The sequence below is a fragment of the Exiguobacterium sp. s166 genome, assembly GCF_018618855.1.
Taxonomy (GTDB): Bacteria; Bacillota; Bacilli; order Exiguobacteriales; family Exiguobacteriaceae; genus Exiguobacterium_A.
Window position 1 is genome coordinate 87,376 of the sequence record NZ_JACSMU010000002.1, and the last position, 15,883, is coordinate 103,258.

Here is a 15,883-nt window from a genome sequence, read left to right on the forward strand (position 1 = left end):
TCAGCTCTCCTCCTTATAGGCCTGACCCGTTAATTGAATGAAGACATCATCGAGCGACGGCTGTTTAACGACAAGCGAACGGGCTGTCACGTGCTGTTCATCGAGATAGCGGACGACCTGCTTCAGCGTCTCTGTCCCGTTGGACGGCAAAATGATCAGACCCTTCTCGATCCGACCATCAAACGCCCGCCGGAAAGCCTCGCTCGACTGTTCCCCTTCAAGGACGACCTCGATCCGTTCTGTTCCGTTCAGCGCTTTCAGCTCTGCCGCTGTCCCCTCGGCAATCAGCTTCCCGTCATTGATGATGGCGATCCGGTCTGCCAGCTGATCGGCTTCTTCCAAGTACTGTGTCGTCAAAAAAATCGTCGTTCCGTATTCTTCATTCAGACGCCGAACTTCCGTCCAGATTTGCTGACGGCTTGCCGGATCCAGTCCGGTCGTCGGTTCATCCAAAAACAGTACGGTCGGCTGATGGACAAGTGTCAATGCGAGATCCAGCCGGCGTTTCATCCCGCCGGAATACGTGCCGGCGCGGCGTTTCCCGTCTGCCGATAATCCGACGATTTCAAGCAGTTCAACGGCCCGTTCGACGGCTTTGTCATGCGAAAACCCAAACAGTTTCCCTTGCAGCACCAGTAACTCTTCACCTGTCAAATCATTGTCGATGCCCGTTTCCTGCAGGGCGACACCGATTTGCAACCGGACGTCCTTTTGATTTCGTTGAATGTCGTACTGGTTGATCGTTGCACTGCCGGACGAGACGGCAATCAACGTCGTCAGCATTTGGACCGTCGTCGATTTACCAGCGCCATTCGGACCGAGAAAGGCAAAAATCTCTCCTTTGTCGACATGAAAGGAAATCTGATCCACGACTTTTTTTCCGTTATACTCTTTCGTCAACCGATCTACTTCAATCATGCTCATCCGTCCTTTCGCTTGGCAGACAATCGTTTAGTAACTACCTTACCTTTACCCGCTTTTTAGCTGATTGCACAAAAAGGGGCAAACCCAAAATGGATTTGCCCGTTGATTTTATCCTTTATACCGCGTCGTGTACGACCGAAGCCACACACCACTTTTCTTTTAAGGCTCGAATCCGTTCCTGTCCTTCATAGGAATTCATCCATAGATTCATGACATCTAGGACTTCTGTCTGTCGATCCTGAATGAGATAACTTTTTTCAGCCGGAATCCACTTTTCAGTGATTTTCGGAGCCACTAGCCGCGTATCCAGTGATGCATAATAAATCGCTTCAACCGTATCCGTAATCATGACATCGACCTCGCCGGTCGCGACTGCTGCCGGGATGGTCAGGTTATCGGCATACATGACGATACGGGCCTGATCAAACGTCTGCCGGACGAACTGTTCATTTGTTCCTCCCGGATTTAAGCCGATTGTCACATCAGGCTGGTTGATGGCTTCAATCGATGTTAACAGATCGAGGTCCGTCGCCCGGACAAGCGGCGTCTTTTGAAACGACAGGTAGCTTTTCGTAAAGTCGCCGACGATTTCGCGTTCGATGTTTTTCGTGACGCCACCGACGACCATATGAAATTTCCCGGCACGTAGATCACGGGTCAGTGTTCCCCATGTCGTCGGGACGAATTCGACTTCGAGTCCGGCGACTTCCGCAAACGAGCAGATGACATCAATATCGAACCCTTCATATTGGTTGGTCTGACGGTTCAGGTACGTAAACGGTTTATAATCTCCGGTCGTTCCGACGACAATCTTTTTTGTTGTGAAGACATTTTGTTTACCGACGCTGAATGAACCCGTCGCATTCTTTAATCGTGTCGCTATCATGAGACCGGAAAGCAACAGACTTCCTCCAAGTGCCAATTCTCGTTTATTCACTCTGTCCGCTTCCTCTCTCTGTCTGACGCTATGTTTTTGTATAATACTCAAAACAGTATCATATTGTTCTAACGGTTCCAACAATTTTTTGATTATTTCGTCAAAAAGCGGCGATGTTCTCTTGCCAAGCCCTCTTGATTGCAGTATACACGTACTTTCTTCCATACTGACAAAGAACGAATCAACGAATGGGAGGAATGGAAGATGAGTAACGTATTCATTATTGGAGCAAACGGAAAAGTCGGTCGTCAGGTAGCGAAACAATTAAGCGGATCGAGTCACGACGTCCGCGTCGGATTACGTTCAAAGGAACAGTATGCCGATTTTGAATCTCTCGGGGCAACACCGGTCGCTCTCGATTTAGAGCACGATGTCGCATCGATTCAAGATGCAATCCAAGGCAGTGACATCGTCATCTTTACAGCCGGATCCGGCGGTCACACCGGTGCGGACAAAACCATTTTGATTGATCTTGACGGAGCGGCAAAATCGATTGCGGCAGCAGAAGGAATTCAAGCGAGCCAATTCATCATGGTCAGCGCCTTAAATGCCGACTCGCCGGAAACGTGGTCCGACAGCATGAAACCGTATTACGTCGCGAAACATTACGCTGATCGTCTGTTGCGTGAAAGTTCACTTGCCTATACGATTCTGCGTCCGGGCGGTTTGACAGATGAGGCGGGTACAGGTGCGGTCACAGCAGATCCGACTTCAACGGACGAAACAACGATTTCCCGGGAAGACGTCGCCCGTGTCGTCGTCGCCTCGATCGGCCAACAGTCGGCGTACCACCAAACGATTCCGTTGCTAACGGGTGACACAGCGATTGCTGAATTGTTTGCTTAACTAAAAAACGAGCTGATCCGATTGGATTAGCTCGTTTTTTTGTTTCAGGAAGCCTGTTTGACCTCGACAACATGTGCCTGTTCCCGGCGAACCGCTGTCAAAATCAGTGTAACAGCAAGCGTCACGAGCATAATAACCACCAGTCGTAAGAGGTAGGTCGAGATATCACCGTCAAAATACAGCAACCGGGTCAAGCCACCGACGGCATTCGGAACCGGCAGATAATGACCAATCGTTTGGTAAAACGGGGCCAGCATCGAAGACGGAACGATATTTCCCGCCGTCATGAGTTGAAACGGAATCAAAGCAACGTTCACAAGCGGTGCAATCGGACCAAAAATCGTGAAGTTCATCTGCGTGACGCTGATACACGTTGCTGTCAGCAACAGTTGGAACGCCCATACTTTCAAGAAGGATGTCTCAATCTCGGCAAAGGCAAACGCAAGCGATACCATGACGAGCGGAACAACCAGCAGGACGATTCCGTGCAACAGTTGTTTACTCCAAAAGAGTGACCATTTTGAAAAACGTTTTTGGAGAATTTGTGTCACGAGATTAAATTGAATTCCCATCGTCATGACAGCAATATAAATCACGAAGCCCAGTAACAACGGCAACATCGACATCGAGAAATCGGACACTTCATGCTCGATGATGATGTCCGAACGAATAGCCGGCTGACCGTTTACCCCTTGCGCGATTTCAGCTGTCGCCTGTTTTAGAATACCGTTCGCGAACTCGGCATTTGCCTGGTTGACGTGAAACGTCATCTGTTTTTGACCGGTCAAATCGGCAGCAAGCACCATCTCGACGTTTCCGGCATCGAGTTGTTTCAGACCTTCCGTTTCGGACGAAACGGCTTTGACGGTAAACGGACTATCAGCTTTGAGGTTTTGATATAGTCCTTCCGTCGTCGCATCTTTGACGACAGCGACCCGTAACTGATCCAACCGGTCCGTCGCCCCGTGGTAACCGGTCATCCAAACGACAAGGAACAAGACCGGAACAATCAAGGCAAACATTAACCCGACTTTCGTTTGTGTAATCGACCATACTTCTTTAAAACTCTTCATGTAATCCGCTCTCCTTTTATATATGCATTACTTATAATAGCATGTGCAACTATCAGTTCAAAAAGAGAAACCACTTACGTCACATTTTTGTAAATGGTCTCGAGTGTCTTGATGAATTGTTTAATCTCTTTTTTCGACAGACCGGAAAATGCCTGCTGCTGGAGTTCATCGAGCGTCGGTTCGAGTAGCTGAATCGTTTGGATACCTTCTTTCGTCGTCAACAAAATGAAGGCTCTCCGGTCTCTCGGATCCGCCGAACGAATGACAAGCCCCTTCTTGACCAGCTTGTCGAGGATTTTTCCGACCGTCGTCTGATCCCGCTCAGTTGTCAAGGCGAGCTGTTTTTGCGAGATGCCTTCCTGCTTATGCAGCTCACTCAACACTGAAAATTGTTCCGGTGTCAAACCATGTTGTTCCATCCGTTTCGTGGCCGCCCGTTTAAAAGACAGATAGCTTCGTGACAATTGCATACCAAGTGACCAATCCGCTTCTTTCATGAAGACTCCCCACTTTCGGAATAATAGTTGCACTACTTATTAATCGAACTTATTTACTATATGCCGGAACCGGTGGATTGTCAAACAGATGTCTGATTTTCTCTCTTTTTATCGTTATAGACAGAATTCCGCTCTTTCAATCGGGTCATCGCAGCCATCACCTTATCAAAGTCCGACAAATCATTCGGATGATTCGGTGTCGTTAAAATATGCGCGACTCGGCGATACGTGATTTTTTCCCCGTATCCCATTAACACGTAGATCGCCCGATGAAATTTTTCATTTTCCTCCCAGTCGACATCCCCGTAGACGACCCGGTAATAGGCGCCTTCACTATGTTGCGGAGCAGGAATATCAATGTAATCAATCGGCTTTTTATGAATGGCCATGTTTCCACTTCCTTCTGATTGTTTAATTTAAGACGTAAACGATTTAACCGATTCGATATGGGCATCCTTGATTTCTTGTTCAACCTGCGATTGTTGCTTGAGTTGTTCATAGACAGCATCGACCTGCGCTGGATTCAAACGATTGACAGTCGCCAGTTTCTTGATCGTCCGCCGTAAGTCGTTCCGCTTAATGACATGGACGTGGCTCGAGTCGATCGTAATTTTTTTAAGTTCACAACGTTCACTGAAGACGATGACCGACTGGAACACTTCTTCTCCGACCGTCCCTTCTAAAAATCGTTCCATGCTCTTCAGATGTTGTTCATTTTGTTTGATCGGATTATAAAATTTTTGTTTGTAGCGGTTTTTAAACATCTGCGTCCATTGCCGGTCCGCTTCTTTTCCGAAAATCCAGCCGCTGTAATTTTTCGACTCAAGTACATAGATGCCGCTCTCATGAATGAACGTAACATCGATTTCCGTCAATCCTTTTCCCCGCGCTTTCGGGACGTATGTATTAATAACAAATTTCCCGTATCCGCCGACTTTTTCAAGTTGTCGGGTCGTTAAATATTCTCCCCAAACGCCTTTATCGCGAACAGCCTTCAGAAACCGTTCCTGTGTGACCTGCTTATATGTACTGTTTTCAAACGAACGTCTGCGGAAGTAAAATAAACTTCCGAGCGTGACGGCAAATCCGGCCAACAGAACGCTCCCCGTAAGAAGTAACGTCGGAATCAACGCCGTTAACAAATCTTCCACACTTTTCATTCCTCTCTTTTTTAAATCCTTAATTTTCCACTATTTCAGAATAAACGGTATTCTTTTCAATTTCCACTAATTGTTACATCATTTTTAGTATGATACGGTAAACAAAAGGAGGTTTCTATATATGGACTTATTTTTATCGGTTTGGTTGCCTTTGATCTTCTTGATCCTGTTTTGGCAATCCGTCTCGCAACAACTTGCAAAACAACGGGTCATGCAACAACAGCTCCTGCGCGAACTGACCCGGATTCAGGAACACCTCGGGATGACGGATGCGGCAAGCAGTCATACCGTACTCAATGAACAAATCCGCCAACTTCTAGAGGATCATCAAACAGTGGATGCCGTTAAACTTGTCCGGGAAACACTGGGTTATCCGTTACTCGAAGCGAAACAATATGTCGATGCAATCAAAGAGCATTCGTCTGATAACCGTTAAACGAACAACAGGCAAGTCCTCCGTTTTTTCGGAAGGCTTGCCTGTTTCAATGTTCACTGTACGTGGTCAAGAAAGTCTTAGGAAATTGGTGAACATCTCAGTTTCCTAATATAATTCTTATATATAAAATGGCTTCCGCCATTTTTATTCAGAGTTAGTCTGATTCAAATTTCTGAATCAATTGATCGATCTGGCGAACAAACGGCAGGATATCTTTCTCATCCGTCATAATTCGGTGTAGTACTTCTTTTCCATTAATATACAAATAAGCATGATGACGATTTGAGTTTGTTTCTTTCGTCAAACAAGCGGTTAAAAGATGATTCGAATGGTGTAGTGTATGTGCAGCTAAATGAATCAATTCCTTCGTTAACACTTCCCTTGCTTCATCCGTCGCCTCTTCCTCGAACAAACGGACAAGGGGTTCTAACAATTGAGCTTTGGTTGTAGACCGCAACTGTGCGTATCGAATCTCAATCGTTATGTTTTCAGACTGCTCTTTCTTCTCGACAAGAAATAAGGGAGGTCTGATTATGGTCTTAATAACGGATGTGAATGTGTCAATGGTGATTTCAGCCATTCTGGAAACTCCTTTCTGACAGAATTCAAGTTATGATTATTGCGGATGAGGACATCGAACGAAAGAAACCACTTTAGTTCCCTGTTTTCATCCGAAATCAAGTATACCATTTACCGGTTTTAAGATGGGATTTTGTCTCCTTTTTCAATAAAAAAACACGCTACAGAATTTTACCAATCTGCAACGTGTTTTAAACCACTTTTCTTTTACTCTTTTAATTCACCTGAATCAAATCTTGTAACGAATATGCTTTTAACGCTTCCGAAAATTGGAGAAACGCATAATCAAACGCTTCTTTCATATTTTCCAGATTTTCATCTTCATGGATTTCAGGAAAACTTTCAAGATACGAGACTTTTTCAAAAAGTTGTACGATTTCACCTAATGTAATCTCTGACGGATCTTTCGCCAGCTTAAAACCGCCATTACGTCCTTGATAGGAGGTGATGAGTCCGAATTTGCTTAGTGCATGAACAATCTTCATCAAATGATTTTTCGAGATATCGTAATAGTCGGCGACTTCTTGAATTTGAACGAGTCGAGTTGGGTGAAGAGTCGTAAACAATAGTACTCGAATCGCGTAATCCGTGGAACGAGTCATTTTCATTATTTTCACCTACTTTGCTCTCTATACCGTTTATAGTACAGAAAAAAAGATACAAGATATAGTTTTAAGCGTTTCGGAATATGTCGATTTTTTTTATGAAAGATGTTTCCCGAAAACATGTACAGGAAATATTGGATATATGCAGAACGTTTTTGGAAGGAGGTCTGGCAGATGAAATTTTTAAGCGTTTCGGAATTTTTAACATTTATTGAAAAACAATTTTCGAAAGAACGGTACCGCATTGATTCGACCTATTTGACGGCTAGTTCAGCTAAAATCTCTATTTTCCAACTGGATTTTTCAGAAGAGCGGATCATGGATATTGAATACTTATTGTTTTTGCCGACGCTCGAGAAACGGATTTTCATTCGAGGCGTCCGACATTTGTCTAATTTTCAGTTTTTCTTGAAAAGATTTGAATCGCTGGATGAATTAGTCGGACCGATCCGTCAGTTAAAAAAATAAACTCCTGTCTTTTGCGTCTTTGTTTCTGTCAGTCAAAAATTTTGACTGACGTTCAGTTAATGAATCAGGTCAAAACCTCCCTATAACATGTATAATCATAGTATGTTATTTAAACAGTGATCTTCATGCGGGACATGAATCGCATGTCTCTCCTGCTCACTGTAGAAAGAGGTTATGATGAAGTGGCTGTCTCGTAAAATCACCCGAACCTTTTCAGGTCTACTTATATTGAATTTTTTGATTTTAGTGTGCATCACGACTGGTGCATACTTTTATTCCATTCAACAACTCGAACAAAATAATGCCATGCTGTTACGCCTCACGAATCAAAAAACTGCAGCGCGTCAAATTTGGAATGACTTGCAGGAAACGAATATTGAAATTCAAGAAGCATTATTATTAAAAACCCCGGCTGTTCCAAGATTGTCCAGTGATTTAACGCGGACAAAACGTGAGCTCGAGCGTTTGGGACACGATTATCCGTCCGAAGAGACTAACTCTTATCTGCAAACATCGTCAACATTGATCGACTATTACGAAAAAATCCTGATCCCTTTGACAAAACATCCGCAATCTTCTCGCTATACGGACGATACCGCCATGCGACGGATGCTAAAGGATGCAGACCTGGACGTCCCGTTACAATCGACTTCAAGCGGAACAGAACGTGCTTCCCTGGATACGATGTATTTTTTTTCAAAAAACCGCCAGGCAGCCGATCAGTACATTTCTTCCGTTCATTCGCAGGAAAAACAAGCGCAGCAGAAGCTGGCTGATCAGATGCGGACAACGCTGTGGGGTACACTGACAGTTCTCATTGCAGTCTTTTTCCTACTGAACAGTTGGACATTCCGGTTTATGCAACGATTGACGGATGATCTCGTCCGTTTAGTCAAACAAACGAAAAATCCGTACACTTTTTCCGCTGTCCCAGTAATTAAACGACAGGATGAGATTGGTGTTCTGGGAAAGGCCATGCGTAATATGATGACGATGCTTGCTTTTCAGCAATCGGAGACTCAGGCGGTCAATCACCAATTGTCACACCGCAATCGGGAACTTTTCAATAGTCTGCAGGAAAAACAACGGACGGAAACTCAGTTACAGTTACAGACTGATTTTGCACGCCGCTTACTCGAATATAATTCGCTTTCGTGTCTGAATGGATTACTGCAAGATCTCGCCCATTCTTTCGGATTATCCGAATTAAAATTAACGATGCTTACGAGTCAGGAGGAAATCATTTACCGGTCTCCCCGTCCTGTCAGGAAAAGCCGGCATTCCATCGTCCGTATCGTTCCGTTGCTGAATTCCCGTGAACCGGAACCGTTTGCCTTGTTGACGTTTGAGGATCCAGCCGGAGATGCTTATAAGAAACTATCGGCATTGAGTGATATTCTTTCGCTCGGAATATTACGCATGGAACACATGCGGACGTTAAACGAAGACAAACAGGACGTACAACGGATTTTGGAGAGTCTGCGTGAAGCTGTCATCTACGTCAATTTCCCGGACTCCCGACTCATCCATAACGGAACACTCGTGACGATGTTTCCCGAGTTACATGATTTGCCGGATTCGTTGCATGAGTTTGAATCCATCCTGGATATTTTCCGCCGGGTATTCATCGTTGAAGAACAGCTGATCGATTATGTGACGCAATTAAAACTTCATTTGGCAAGTGGCCATGCTATGGAGGCACAAGACTTTGAAGTTAATGGAAATCGTCATATTCGACTTTATACGGAATTTCTTCCGGACAAGAAGGGCATCATTTTTGTATTAAGTGAGCGGACAGCTGAAGTGGAAGCGATTCAAAACGAACATGCCTTTATCTCGATGATTTCGCATGAGCTCCGGACACCGCTCGCTTCGATTGAAGGATTTAGCGAACTGATGATCCACCGGAGTTTATCAAACGATAAACAATTAAAATATTTAAAGACCGTCCACAGTGAAGCACAACGTTTAGGTAAACTGGTCACTGCCTTTTTAGACTATCAACGCCTGAGCCGCCAAAAGGAAGTGTATCTGTTTGAGTCCTTTGATATCTCGGCTTTGGTACAGGAAGTGGCGGACTGGATGAATATCTCGATCCCGTCCCATCAGGTCAAGTTTGATACGACGCACATGACTTGCCTGATTGAAGCTGACCGTGAAAAAATCCGGCAACTGCTAACGAATCTGCTAGGAAATGCCATCAAGTACTCACCGTCGGATCCGCAAGTCGATGTTCTGCTGGACTGCAGTGAGGAAGAAGTTGTGCTGACTATCAGCGATAACGGTCTTGGAATTCCACAAGAAGATCTGCCTCACCTGTTTGATTCGTTTTACCGTGTAGAGCGTCAAGAGCATAAGCAGATTAAAGGAACCGGACTCGGACTGCTGATCTGTAAAGAAATTGTCGAAGCCCATCAAGGCCAGATTTCTGTTTCTTCCGAATTAGGTACCGGTACCGATTTTCTGGTCCGGTTGCCCATCCGGCAACAGACGGAAATAGAACTAAAATGAGCTGATTTGAAGATAGAGGAAGTGTATACGTATGGATTACGAGTTAGATCGCATCATTGATTACCTGAATCGGAACTTTCACGACCATGTCAGTTCTTTTTCCGGAATGATTTTAAAAGAAACCTCGCCGGCCATCATATTAATTGAAGATCACGTCCGGCGGCAGCTGGGTCATGCTCTGTATCAATATCCTGAGTTCATTTCGGAAATCGAGGACACCATTTTCCGGTGCCTCATCGATATCCGAGGAAATAAGGAATCCGAGGATCCCACAGAGATATTCATTTCAAAAGCGCAGCTTTATTCCCCTTATCATTATCTCGTCACTTTTTTATAAGGAGTCGATTGGCGTATGAAAAAAACAGGAACCGCCCTATTGATCGTCGATATCATTAACAAAATGGATTTTGATGGTGCGGAAGATTTACTTGCCGAAACTCGTCCGATTTTAACTCCATTAGTCGAACTTAAACATATATGTAAATCGTATGATATTCCTGTCATTTATGTGAATGATAATTTTGGTCTGTGGCAGGAAAACGTCGATCAAATCGTTGAAGAATGTCGCGGTGGACTGGGCGATCCGTTCGTCCAAGCCCTCCATCCGCAACAGGATGATTATTTCATCATCAAACCCAAACACTCCGGTTTTTTTGGCACACAATTGGATATTTTGCTAAAACACCTCGACGTGTCACGTCTAATCATTACCGGAATCACGACCGATATGTGTATTTTGTTTACAGCAAATGACGCCTATATGCGGGAATACGAGATTTGGGTGCCACAAGACTGTACTGCCGCTGAAACAACCGAGGCAAAAAACCACGCATTGGAAATTTTGCACACCACGTTATCCATCGATTGTTCTGACAGTACGACGGTATCGTTCGATTAAAAAAGAATGGAAAGGCTTTTCTGCATTCCAAAACATTACATTTCAATGACAATCCTTCCCGATTGGTTTTTGTTTTTCCAAAACAGGTATATGTATCATGTAAAGTTTATACATGTTTTTAATCCAAGGGAGGAATCGTTCATGTTCAGACATCAAAAGGAACTACAGTTCGAGGTGAAAGTCGACCGTCCAGATCCGAAGTTGGCACGGTCTGTGCAGGAAGTATTAGGCGGACAATTTGGGGAAATGACCGTCATGATGCAGTATTTATTCCAAGGATTCAATTGCCGTGGAAATGAGAAATACAAAGATATGTTGATGGACATCGGAACGGAAGAAATCGGACATGTCGAAATGCTCTGTTCCTTGATTTCACAGTTACTTGATGGAGCCTCACCTGATGATCAGGCAGAAGCGGCCAAGGATCCGGCGATTGCGGCTATTTTAGGAGGCATGAATCCACAACACCTGCTCGTCAGCGGGCTTGGAGGGCTGCCTTCCAACTCAAACGGTGTTCCGTGGAACGGTTCTTACATCGTCGCAAGCGGCAACTTGTTAGCAGATATGCGTTCCAATCTGCATGCCGAGTCACAAGGGCGTCTTCAAGTCGCACGCCTCTATCATATGACAAACGATGAAGGAGTTAAGGCGACCCTCCGGAAAATGCTGGCACGTGATCGATATCACCAATACCAATGGCTGGCTGCAATTGAAGAATTGGAAGAAAAGAATGGAATCGTCGTACCTGCGACATTTGCTCCGGAGGATGAATTGGAGGCACAGCCCCACGCTTATGAATTTTGGGATCTCTCGGAAGGAACAGCTTCAAAAGAAGGTCGCTGGTCCCAGGGAAGTGCGCAGGATGGGACCGGAGAATTCGTTCACCTGGAAAACCCTGCACCCCAAGGCCAAATACCGGATCCCGAAATTCCGGCCCACAATCTGCATCATGATTTAAACGAGCCGCAACAAAAAAGAGGAATTACAGATACCGTAAAACACATTTTAAAGGACAAGGAATAACATACACGCAACCCATCTTAAATCCAAGTAAGCAACCATTTGCCCTCTCTTCTACCGAGAAGAGAGGGTTTCGTAACTTTTTAAGTCTTTTTCACAGATTTGTTTTAATCCCTATCACCTAATCTTTAGGAGGACGACGTTATGCAATCCGTTAAAGACATTACCGTGAAACAGCTTGGTCAAGACTTGCACCTTTCATGGCAGACAAATGACTCGGTCCAACTGACTCGCGATGGTACGACACTTGTAACCGGAGCAGTTCAACAGTATGTTGATTCGAATCTCGTCCCCCTCGCTCCCGTCCAGTATGAACTAGAGACTGGAGAAGAATTCCTGACCATTGATACAGCACTTGTTCTGGATGAAGGACAGTTGTTTTGGAATCAAAAATCCACCATCATCATTCGCTCTGACCAAGAACTCTTAATCAGATGGGGAGCAATCCCGGATGTAGAATCATACAGTGTCTTTCGAGACGGGAAGCGGCTTGGGGAGACGGCAGAACATGAATGGTATGAAGCATCACCTCAAGACGTCTCTGCCCGCTATGAAATCCGTGCCCTACGTCCAGCCTCTCAAGAAAACACGCCGCTTTCTTCTGTCATGGAAGGCGCACTTAAACTGTTGAACACGCTAAAACGCGAACCTGACCGTGAACGGGAGTTTGAATCTTTCATTTTTTATGTTCGGCTTCATCCATTTGGACGTGACATTGATTCTGTAGCTGAAGAAACTATACGGGCACGCCTGCGAATCCTGACGTTCATTGCTCCACCGATTTTAAAAAATCCGAATCTGCTGTCTCCTCATATTTACTTTGAAGGAGACGACCGTACCTATGATCCTCATGCATCGGAATACCGGACGTTAACAGAAATCGCCATGACATCTTTAACGGACAATGCTCACGTCCTCCTTGATAAAAAGGCCAATCCAACACGTTCTTTGACCTCGACTGGACGTCTCCGAAGTGAGGACGTTGCTTCGACACGAGAGGTTTATTTGGAGAATATCGCAAAAAAACAGCATTCGCTACAATTCACGGTGTATCATTCTGTCGGAAATCCGCTGGTCATTGCCCCCGACATCAACTACACAGTCCATACAGCATTTGAGCGGGAACGATGGCGTTTGAGCGGAACCCACCTTCGCTCTCCGCATCACGAGATTTACCTGCAAACGGAGTCAAATACCTTTATACCTGTTCACCAAACTCATGATTTAGGACTCAGTTTCTTGGCGGATTCTTTACCAAGTTGTCACTGGCTGTTCATGGAAGCTCGTTGAGATTCGACTCTAAAAAACCAGACGATTCCGGGAAGCTAATTCTCGAAAATCGTCTGGTTTTTTTATTGACAATCGAACCCGGCCTTACTCGTGGAACCGTGCCCGGGTTTCTTTTGAAGGCAACAGGCATTGTTGTTTCTGCCCGAACCATTTGTGACGGTGTTTTGCAATGAAATCATATGCGAGATCTCTTGCCGCACGCGGTAAAACACGGAAGATGGATGCGAGCGGCCACGCCCCATTCAAATGCTTCGTAATCTGAAGTGCTGCATCTGATTTAACGTAAGGTATTCCCTCTTCAATGACGACCACACTGTTCAGGTCGGAAGGCAAACGATGTTTTTGAATAAGTTCCTGTCCTTTGATGCCTTGAAGCGAGGCAAACTGATAGTAGCCATGATCACGCTTCAAGATGAACTGTACACTGGTATCACATAAATTACACTCTCCATCAAATAAGATGATTGGTTTCATATTCCTGTGCCCCCTCTGACAATTGGTTCGATTCCTTATTCTTCTATCCTACATCAGATGAATCGAACACACTTGCATTTTCACTTCTTATTTTTCTAAGTATTCATCCATATAACTTTTATACATGTTTTCCGCCTGTTTAATTGGATTTCATCCAGCGGGAATCCACCATGCGAAGCAAGTTCATTAAATCGCCTTCTGTCCTGATGACGGCTTGGCAAGCGACAGCTTCATTTTGAAGCAATTTTATCCGTACCGGTGTCTCGTTGATAAAACAGAGCGCAAACAGCAGTTCCGAATGTATTTTTGTATATGCCGCGACTGCCAGTAATTCTTCATTTAAACGTTCTCTTACTTCTTCACTCGTATGCATGTGCAAAAGGTGAATCGTTTCATGAAGAAGAGATGATTTAAGACAATCCGAAATATCCAAATACCGGACTTCAAGATGTATATCCTGTCCATGTCCCCATCGCGTCGTCAGAAAATACGGTGGACTGACTAATTCCTGAATAAATCGAATGATACGATCAATACTTATCTCAGACATAAAGAAACCTCTCTTCTCACTTCGATACGACAAACGCACCGAAGACCTTCATTTTTAGGACGTGGTTGACACTTAAACATGTGTAAAATAAGTATGTTTTAATCGTAGTCATTTCACATCACTTAACTTTTTTATTTTAACATAACGAGACTTTCCAAGCCGAATCGCAAGCAACGAAACACGGTTTTCCTCTCACCCGTAGGAAAAAGGAAAACCGTACTTTCCTGTTGCATCATACTTTTACTTTCGTCAAGTCTTCCAGTGTGTAGGCTTGTAAGGCGTTCGCAAACAAAAGGAATGCTTCATCAAAGGCCTGACGTGTGTTCTTAAGCGTCTCTTTTTCATTGGTTGGCAATACTTCTTTTAGATAGGAAACTTCTTCAAACAGAGCTACGACTTGCCCTAATGTAATTTCATTTGGTGCCTTGGCCAGTTTAAACCCGCCGTTGCGCCCTTGATAAGACGTGATTAAACCAAACTTGCTTAACGCATGGACAATCTTCATCAAATGATTTTTTGAGATGGCATAATGATCCGCCACTTCCTGGATTTGAACAAGCCGGTTCGGATTCAACGTCGCATACAACAGGACGCGAATCGCATAATCCGTCGAACGTGTCATTTTCATTCTTTTCACCTTCTTGAGTTCTTGCCGTTCTAAGCAGACAAATACGAGTGTGTCGATCGTAATAATTTCCGTGCAGTTGCACATATTATTTATCAAATATAGAATATTTCCTTAGATTTGACAATCCAATTAACTGCGTCATATTTTTTCTTTTCAAGGCTGTCATCATGGACAGACCTGTTTTTTAGCAATCAATCGTACCAAAAAGGACATTCCGTCTGACGGAAATGTCCTTTTAAATCGTTATTAATCCCGTGCTGCCAAACGATACAGCAGATCAAGCAACTCGATGTAGAGCCAGATGATCGTGACGATTAATCCGAAAGCGGCCACCCACTCCATCGATTTCGGCGCACGTGCCTGGACTTGTTGCGAGATAAAATCAAAATCCATCACGAGCGACAGGGAAGCGACGATCACGATGACGAACTGAATCCCGATCGCAAGCGGCGAACTGCCGGTCATGAATGGCAGATCGACACCAAACAATGCGAGCAACAAGTTGACCGCGTACAAGACGAGAATCGACAGTATCGCTGCCGTGACTGCTGAGCGGAAACGTTGTGTTACTTTAATCATGCCCGTCGAATAGACGAACCACATCGCAAACGACACGACGAATGTCGCGAGGACTGCCTTCCCAACAAGTCCCGGGTACATGCTTTCGAACATCAGTGAAATCGCACCGACGGCGACCCCTTCAACGATTGCATAAACCGGTGAGAGTACCGGTGCCGTTCGTGGTTTAAACGTGATGATCAGCGCAAGAATCAATCCGAGGACGACTCCACCGATCAAGGCCGGCACTAAAAATTGCGGATTAGCGGCTAAAAAGAACCAGGTTCCCCCCGCTGCTGCCGTGACGAGTGCAAGTAAGAGGAAAATCTTACTCATCGTCCCTGCCTTCGTCATCGGCCGTTCGCCGGCACGCGCCGTCTCGAAACCACGGCGTAAGGCTGGATTCACTTTAAAACGTGTTGCCATCTT

The 15,883-nt window shown here is 44.9% G+C and carries 20 protein-coding genes; 8 read left to right on the plus strand and 12 right to left on the minus strand.

All coding sequences use genetic code 11. The features are described 5' to 3' along the window. Together KNP93_RS04870 and KNP93_RS04875 are read right to left on the minus strand one after the other, a co-directional pair. Positions 1-918 (minus strand): ATP-binding cassette domain-containing protein, encoded by a 918-nt coding sequence (locus KNP93_RS04870; protein WP_214853651.1) that lies wholly within the window; start codon positions 916-918, stop codon positions 1-3. A gap of 121 nt (positions 919-1,039) precedes the next feature. Further along, positions 1,040-1,861, minus strand: a complete 822-nt coding sequence (locus KNP93_RS04875) for a transporter substrate-binding domain-containing protein (protein ID WP_214853653.1) — start codon at positions 1,859-1,861, stop codon at positions 1,040-1,042. A gap of 204 nt (positions 1,862-2,065) precedes the next feature. Here KNP93_RS04875 and KNP93_RS04880 point away from each other — a divergent pair, with 204 nt between their 5' ends. Further along, the gene (locus KNP93_RS04880) at positions 2,066-2,707 is read left to right on the plus strand and encodes an SDR family oxidoreductase (RefSeq protein ID WP_214853654.1); all 642 of its coding nucleotides are present in this window, start codon (positions 2,066-2,068) and stop codon (positions 2,705-2,707) included. Between the two features lie 44 nt (positions 2,708-2,751). On the opposite strand, the gene KNP93_RS04885 is transcribed toward KNP93_RS04880, so the two are convergent. The 4 genes from KNP93_RS04885 to KNP93_RS04900 form a co-directional block, all read right to left on the minus strand. Further along, a complete protein-coding gene (locus KNP93_RS04885; protein ID WP_214853656.1) occupies positions 2,752-3,780 on the minus strand; it encodes a YhgE/Pip domain-containing protein in 1,029 nt (342 codons plus the stop codon). 74 nt (positions 3,781-3,854) lie between these two features. Beyond that, positions 3,855-4,277, minus strand: coding sequence for a MarR family winged helix-turn-helix transcriptional regulator (locus KNP93_RS04890; protein WP_012370122.1), 423 nt, complete (start codon positions 4,275-4,277; stop codon positions 3,855-3,857). A gap of 80 nt (positions 4,278-4,357) precedes the next feature. After that, on the minus strand, positions 4,358-4,666 hold the full coding sequence (locus KNP93_RS04895; protein ID WP_214853658.1) for a hypothetical protein: 309 nt from the start codon (positions 4,664-4,666) through the stop codon (positions 4,358-4,360). Positions 4,667-4,693: 27 nt separating this feature from the next. Further along, a complete protein-coding gene (locus KNP93_RS04900; protein ID WP_251138671.1) occupies positions 4,694-5,437 on the minus strand; it encodes a nuclease-related domain-containing protein in 744 nt (247 codons plus the stop codon). A 121-nt stretch (positions 5,438-5,558) separates the two neighbouring features. Between KNP93_RS04900 and KNP93_RS04905 the strand changes: the two genes are divergently transcribed. Continuing rightward, positions 5,559-5,873 (plus strand): hypothetical protein, encoded by a 315-nt coding sequence (locus tag KNP93_RS04905; protein ID WP_214853660.1) that lies wholly within the window; start codon positions 5,559-5,561, stop codon positions 5,871-5,873. A 154-nt stretch (positions 5,874-6,027) separates the two neighbouring features. Here the strand turns inward: KNP93_RS04905 and KNP93_RS04910 are convergent, their stop codons facing one another. Beyond that, positions 6,028-6,453: a hypothetical protein gene (locus tag KNP93_RS04910; protein ID WP_131502875.1), complete on the minus strand. Its 426-nt coding sequence runs from the start codon at positions 6,451-6,453 to the stop codon at positions 6,028-6,030. A gap of 214 nt (positions 6,454-6,667) precedes the next feature. Next, positions 6,668-7,060, minus strand: coding sequence for an RrF2 family transcriptional regulator (locus tag KNP93_RS04915; RefSeq protein ID WP_214853661.1), 393 nt, complete (start codon positions 7,058-7,060; stop codon positions 6,668-6,670). Between the two features lie 171 nt (positions 7,061-7,231). Between KNP93_RS04915 and KNP93_RS04920 the strand changes: the two genes are divergently transcribed. From KNP93_RS04920 to KNP93_RS04945, 6 genes are all read left to right on the plus strand, one after another. Continuing rightward, complete coding sequence (locus tag KNP93_RS04920) at positions 7,232-7,525, plus strand: hypothetical protein (protein ID WP_214853663.1); 294 nt, start codon at positions 7,232-7,234, stop codon at positions 7,523-7,525. Between the two features lie 177 nt (positions 7,526-7,702). Beyond that, positions 7,703-10,036 (plus strand): sensor histidine kinase, encoded by a 2,334-nt coding sequence (locus KNP93_RS04925; protein ID WP_214853666.1) that lies wholly within the window; start codon positions 7,703-7,705, stop codon positions 10,034-10,036. A 31-nt stretch (positions 10,037-10,067) separates the two neighbouring features. Further along, entirely contained in the window at positions 10,068-10,373 is a 306-nt protein-coding gene (locus KNP93_RS04930; protein WP_012370115.1) for a hypothetical protein, read from the plus strand. Between the two features lie 15 nt (positions 10,374-10,388). Beyond that, positions 10,389-10,934: a cysteine hydrolase family protein gene (locus tag KNP93_RS04935; protein ID WP_214853668.1), complete on the plus strand. Its 546-nt coding sequence runs from the start codon at positions 10,389-10,391 to the stop codon at positions 10,932-10,934. Between the two features lie 141 nt (positions 10,935-11,075). Continuing rightward, positions 11,076-11,957 carry a manganese catalase gene (locus KNP93_RS04940; protein ID WP_012370113.1) on the plus strand — a complete coding sequence of 294 codons (882 nt, stop codon included), beginning with the start codon at positions 11,076-11,078 and terminating at the stop codon, positions 11,955-11,957. 141 nt (positions 11,958-12,098) lie between these two features. Further along, positions 12,099-13,244: a DUF3238 domain-containing protein gene (locus KNP93_RS04945; protein WP_214853670.1), complete on the plus strand. Its 1,146-nt coding sequence runs from the start codon at positions 12,099-12,101 to the stop codon at positions 13,242-13,244. Between the two features lie 84 nt (positions 13,245-13,328). Here the strand turns inward: KNP93_RS04945 and KNP93_RS04950 are convergent, their stop codons facing one another. The 4 genes from KNP93_RS04950 to KNP93_RS04965 form a co-directional block, all read right to left on the minus strand. Then, entirely contained in the window at positions 13,329-13,718 is a 390-nt protein-coding gene (locus KNP93_RS04950) for a thiol-disulfide oxidoreductase DCC family protein (protein ID WP_012370111.1), read from the minus strand. Positions 13,719-13,857: 139 nt separating this feature from the next. Next, complete coding sequence (locus tag KNP93_RS04955) at positions 13,858-14,268, minus strand: hypothetical protein (protein ID WP_131502881.1); 411 nt, start codon at positions 14,266-14,268, stop codon at positions 13,858-13,860. Positions 14,269-14,500: 232 nt separating this feature from the next. After that, a complete protein-coding gene (locus tag KNP93_RS04960) occupies positions 14,501-14,896 on the minus strand; it encodes an RrF2 family transcriptional regulator (RefSeq protein ID WP_012370109.1) in 396 nt (131 codons plus the stop codon). Between the two features lie 246 nt (positions 14,897-15,142). After that, a complete protein-coding gene (locus KNP93_RS04965) occupies positions 15,143-15,880 on the minus strand; it encodes a Bax inhibitor-1/YccA family protein (protein WP_012370108.1) in 738 nt (245 codons plus the stop codon). Positions 15,881-15,883 lie beyond the last annotated feature (3 nt).

Bases quoted from the DNA above. Each gene is read 5' to 3' on its own strand.
- KNP93_RS04905 (WP_214853660.1), top strand. From the start codon at position 5,559: ATGGACTTATTTTTATCGGTTTGGTTGCCTTTGATCTTCTTGATCCTG.
- KNP93_RS04920 (WP_214853663.1), top strand. From the start codon at position 7,232: ATGAAATTTTTAAGCGTTTCGGAATTTTTAACATTTATTGAAAAACAA.
- KNP93_RS04895 (WP_214853658.1), bottom strand. From the start codon at position 4,666: ATGGCCATTCATAAAAAGCCGATTGATTACATTGATATTCCTGCTCCG.
- KNP93_RS04880 (WP_214853654.1), top strand. From the start codon at position 2,066: ATGAGTAACGTATTCATTATTGGAGCAAACGGAAAAGTCGGTCGTCAG.
- KNP93_RS04965 (WP_012370108.1), bottom strand. From the start codon at position 15,880: ATGGCAACACGTTTTAAAGTGAATCCAGCCTTACGCCGTGGTTTCGAG.
- KNP93_RS04955 (WP_131502881.1), bottom strand. From the start codon at position 14,268: ATGTCTGAGATAAGTATTGATCGTATCATTCGATTTATTCAGGAATTA.
- KNP93_RS04945 (WP_214853670.1), top strand. From the start codon at position 12,099: ATGCAATCCGTTAAAGACATTACCGTGAAACAGCTTGGTCAAGACTTG.
- KNP93_RS04930 (WP_012370115.1), top strand. From the start codon at position 10,068: ATGGATTACGAGTTAGATCGCATCATTGATTACCTGAATCGGAACTTT.
- KNP93_RS04900 (WP_251138671.1), bottom strand. From the start codon at position 5,437: ATGAAAAGTGTGGAAGATTTGTTAACGGCGTTGATTCCGACGTTACTT.
- KNP93_RS04950 (WP_012370111.1), bottom strand. From the start codon at position 13,718: ATGAAACCAATCATCTTATTTGATGGAGAGTGTAATTTATGTGATACC.
- KNP93_RS04870 (WP_214853651.1), bottom strand. From the start codon at position 918: ATGATTGAAGTAGATCGGTTGACGAAAGAGTATAACGGAAAAAAAGTC.
- KNP93_RS04890 (WP_012370122.1), bottom strand. From the start codon at position 4,277: ATGAAAGAAGCGGATTGGTCACTTGGTATGCAATTGTCACGAAGCTAT.
- KNP93_RS04910 (WP_131502875.1), bottom strand. From the start codon at position 6,453: ATGGCTGAAATCACCATTGACACATTCACATCCGTTATTAAGACCATA.
- KNP93_RS04915 (WP_214853661.1), bottom strand. From the start codon at position 7,060: ATGAAAATGACTCGTTCCACGGATTACGCGATTCGAGTACTATTGTTT.
- KNP93_RS04935 (WP_214853668.1), top strand. From the start codon at position 10,389: ATGAAAAAAACAGGAACCGCCCTATTGATCGTCGATATCATTAACAAA.
- KNP93_RS04940 (WP_012370113.1), top strand. From the start codon at position 11,076: ATGTTCAGACATCAAAAGGAACTACAGTTCGAGGTGAAAGTCGACCGT.
- KNP93_RS04960 (WP_012370109.1), bottom strand. From the start codon at position 14,896: ATGAAAATGACACGTTCGACGGATTATGCGATTCGCGTCCTGTTGTAT.
- KNP93_RS04885 (WP_214853656.1), bottom strand. From the start codon at position 3,780: ATGAAGAGTTTTAAAGAAGTATGGTCGATTACACAAACGAAAGTCGGG.
- KNP93_RS04925 (WP_214853666.1), top strand. From the start codon at position 7,703: ATGAAGTGGCTGTCTCGTAAAATCACCCGAACCTTTTCAGGTCTACTT.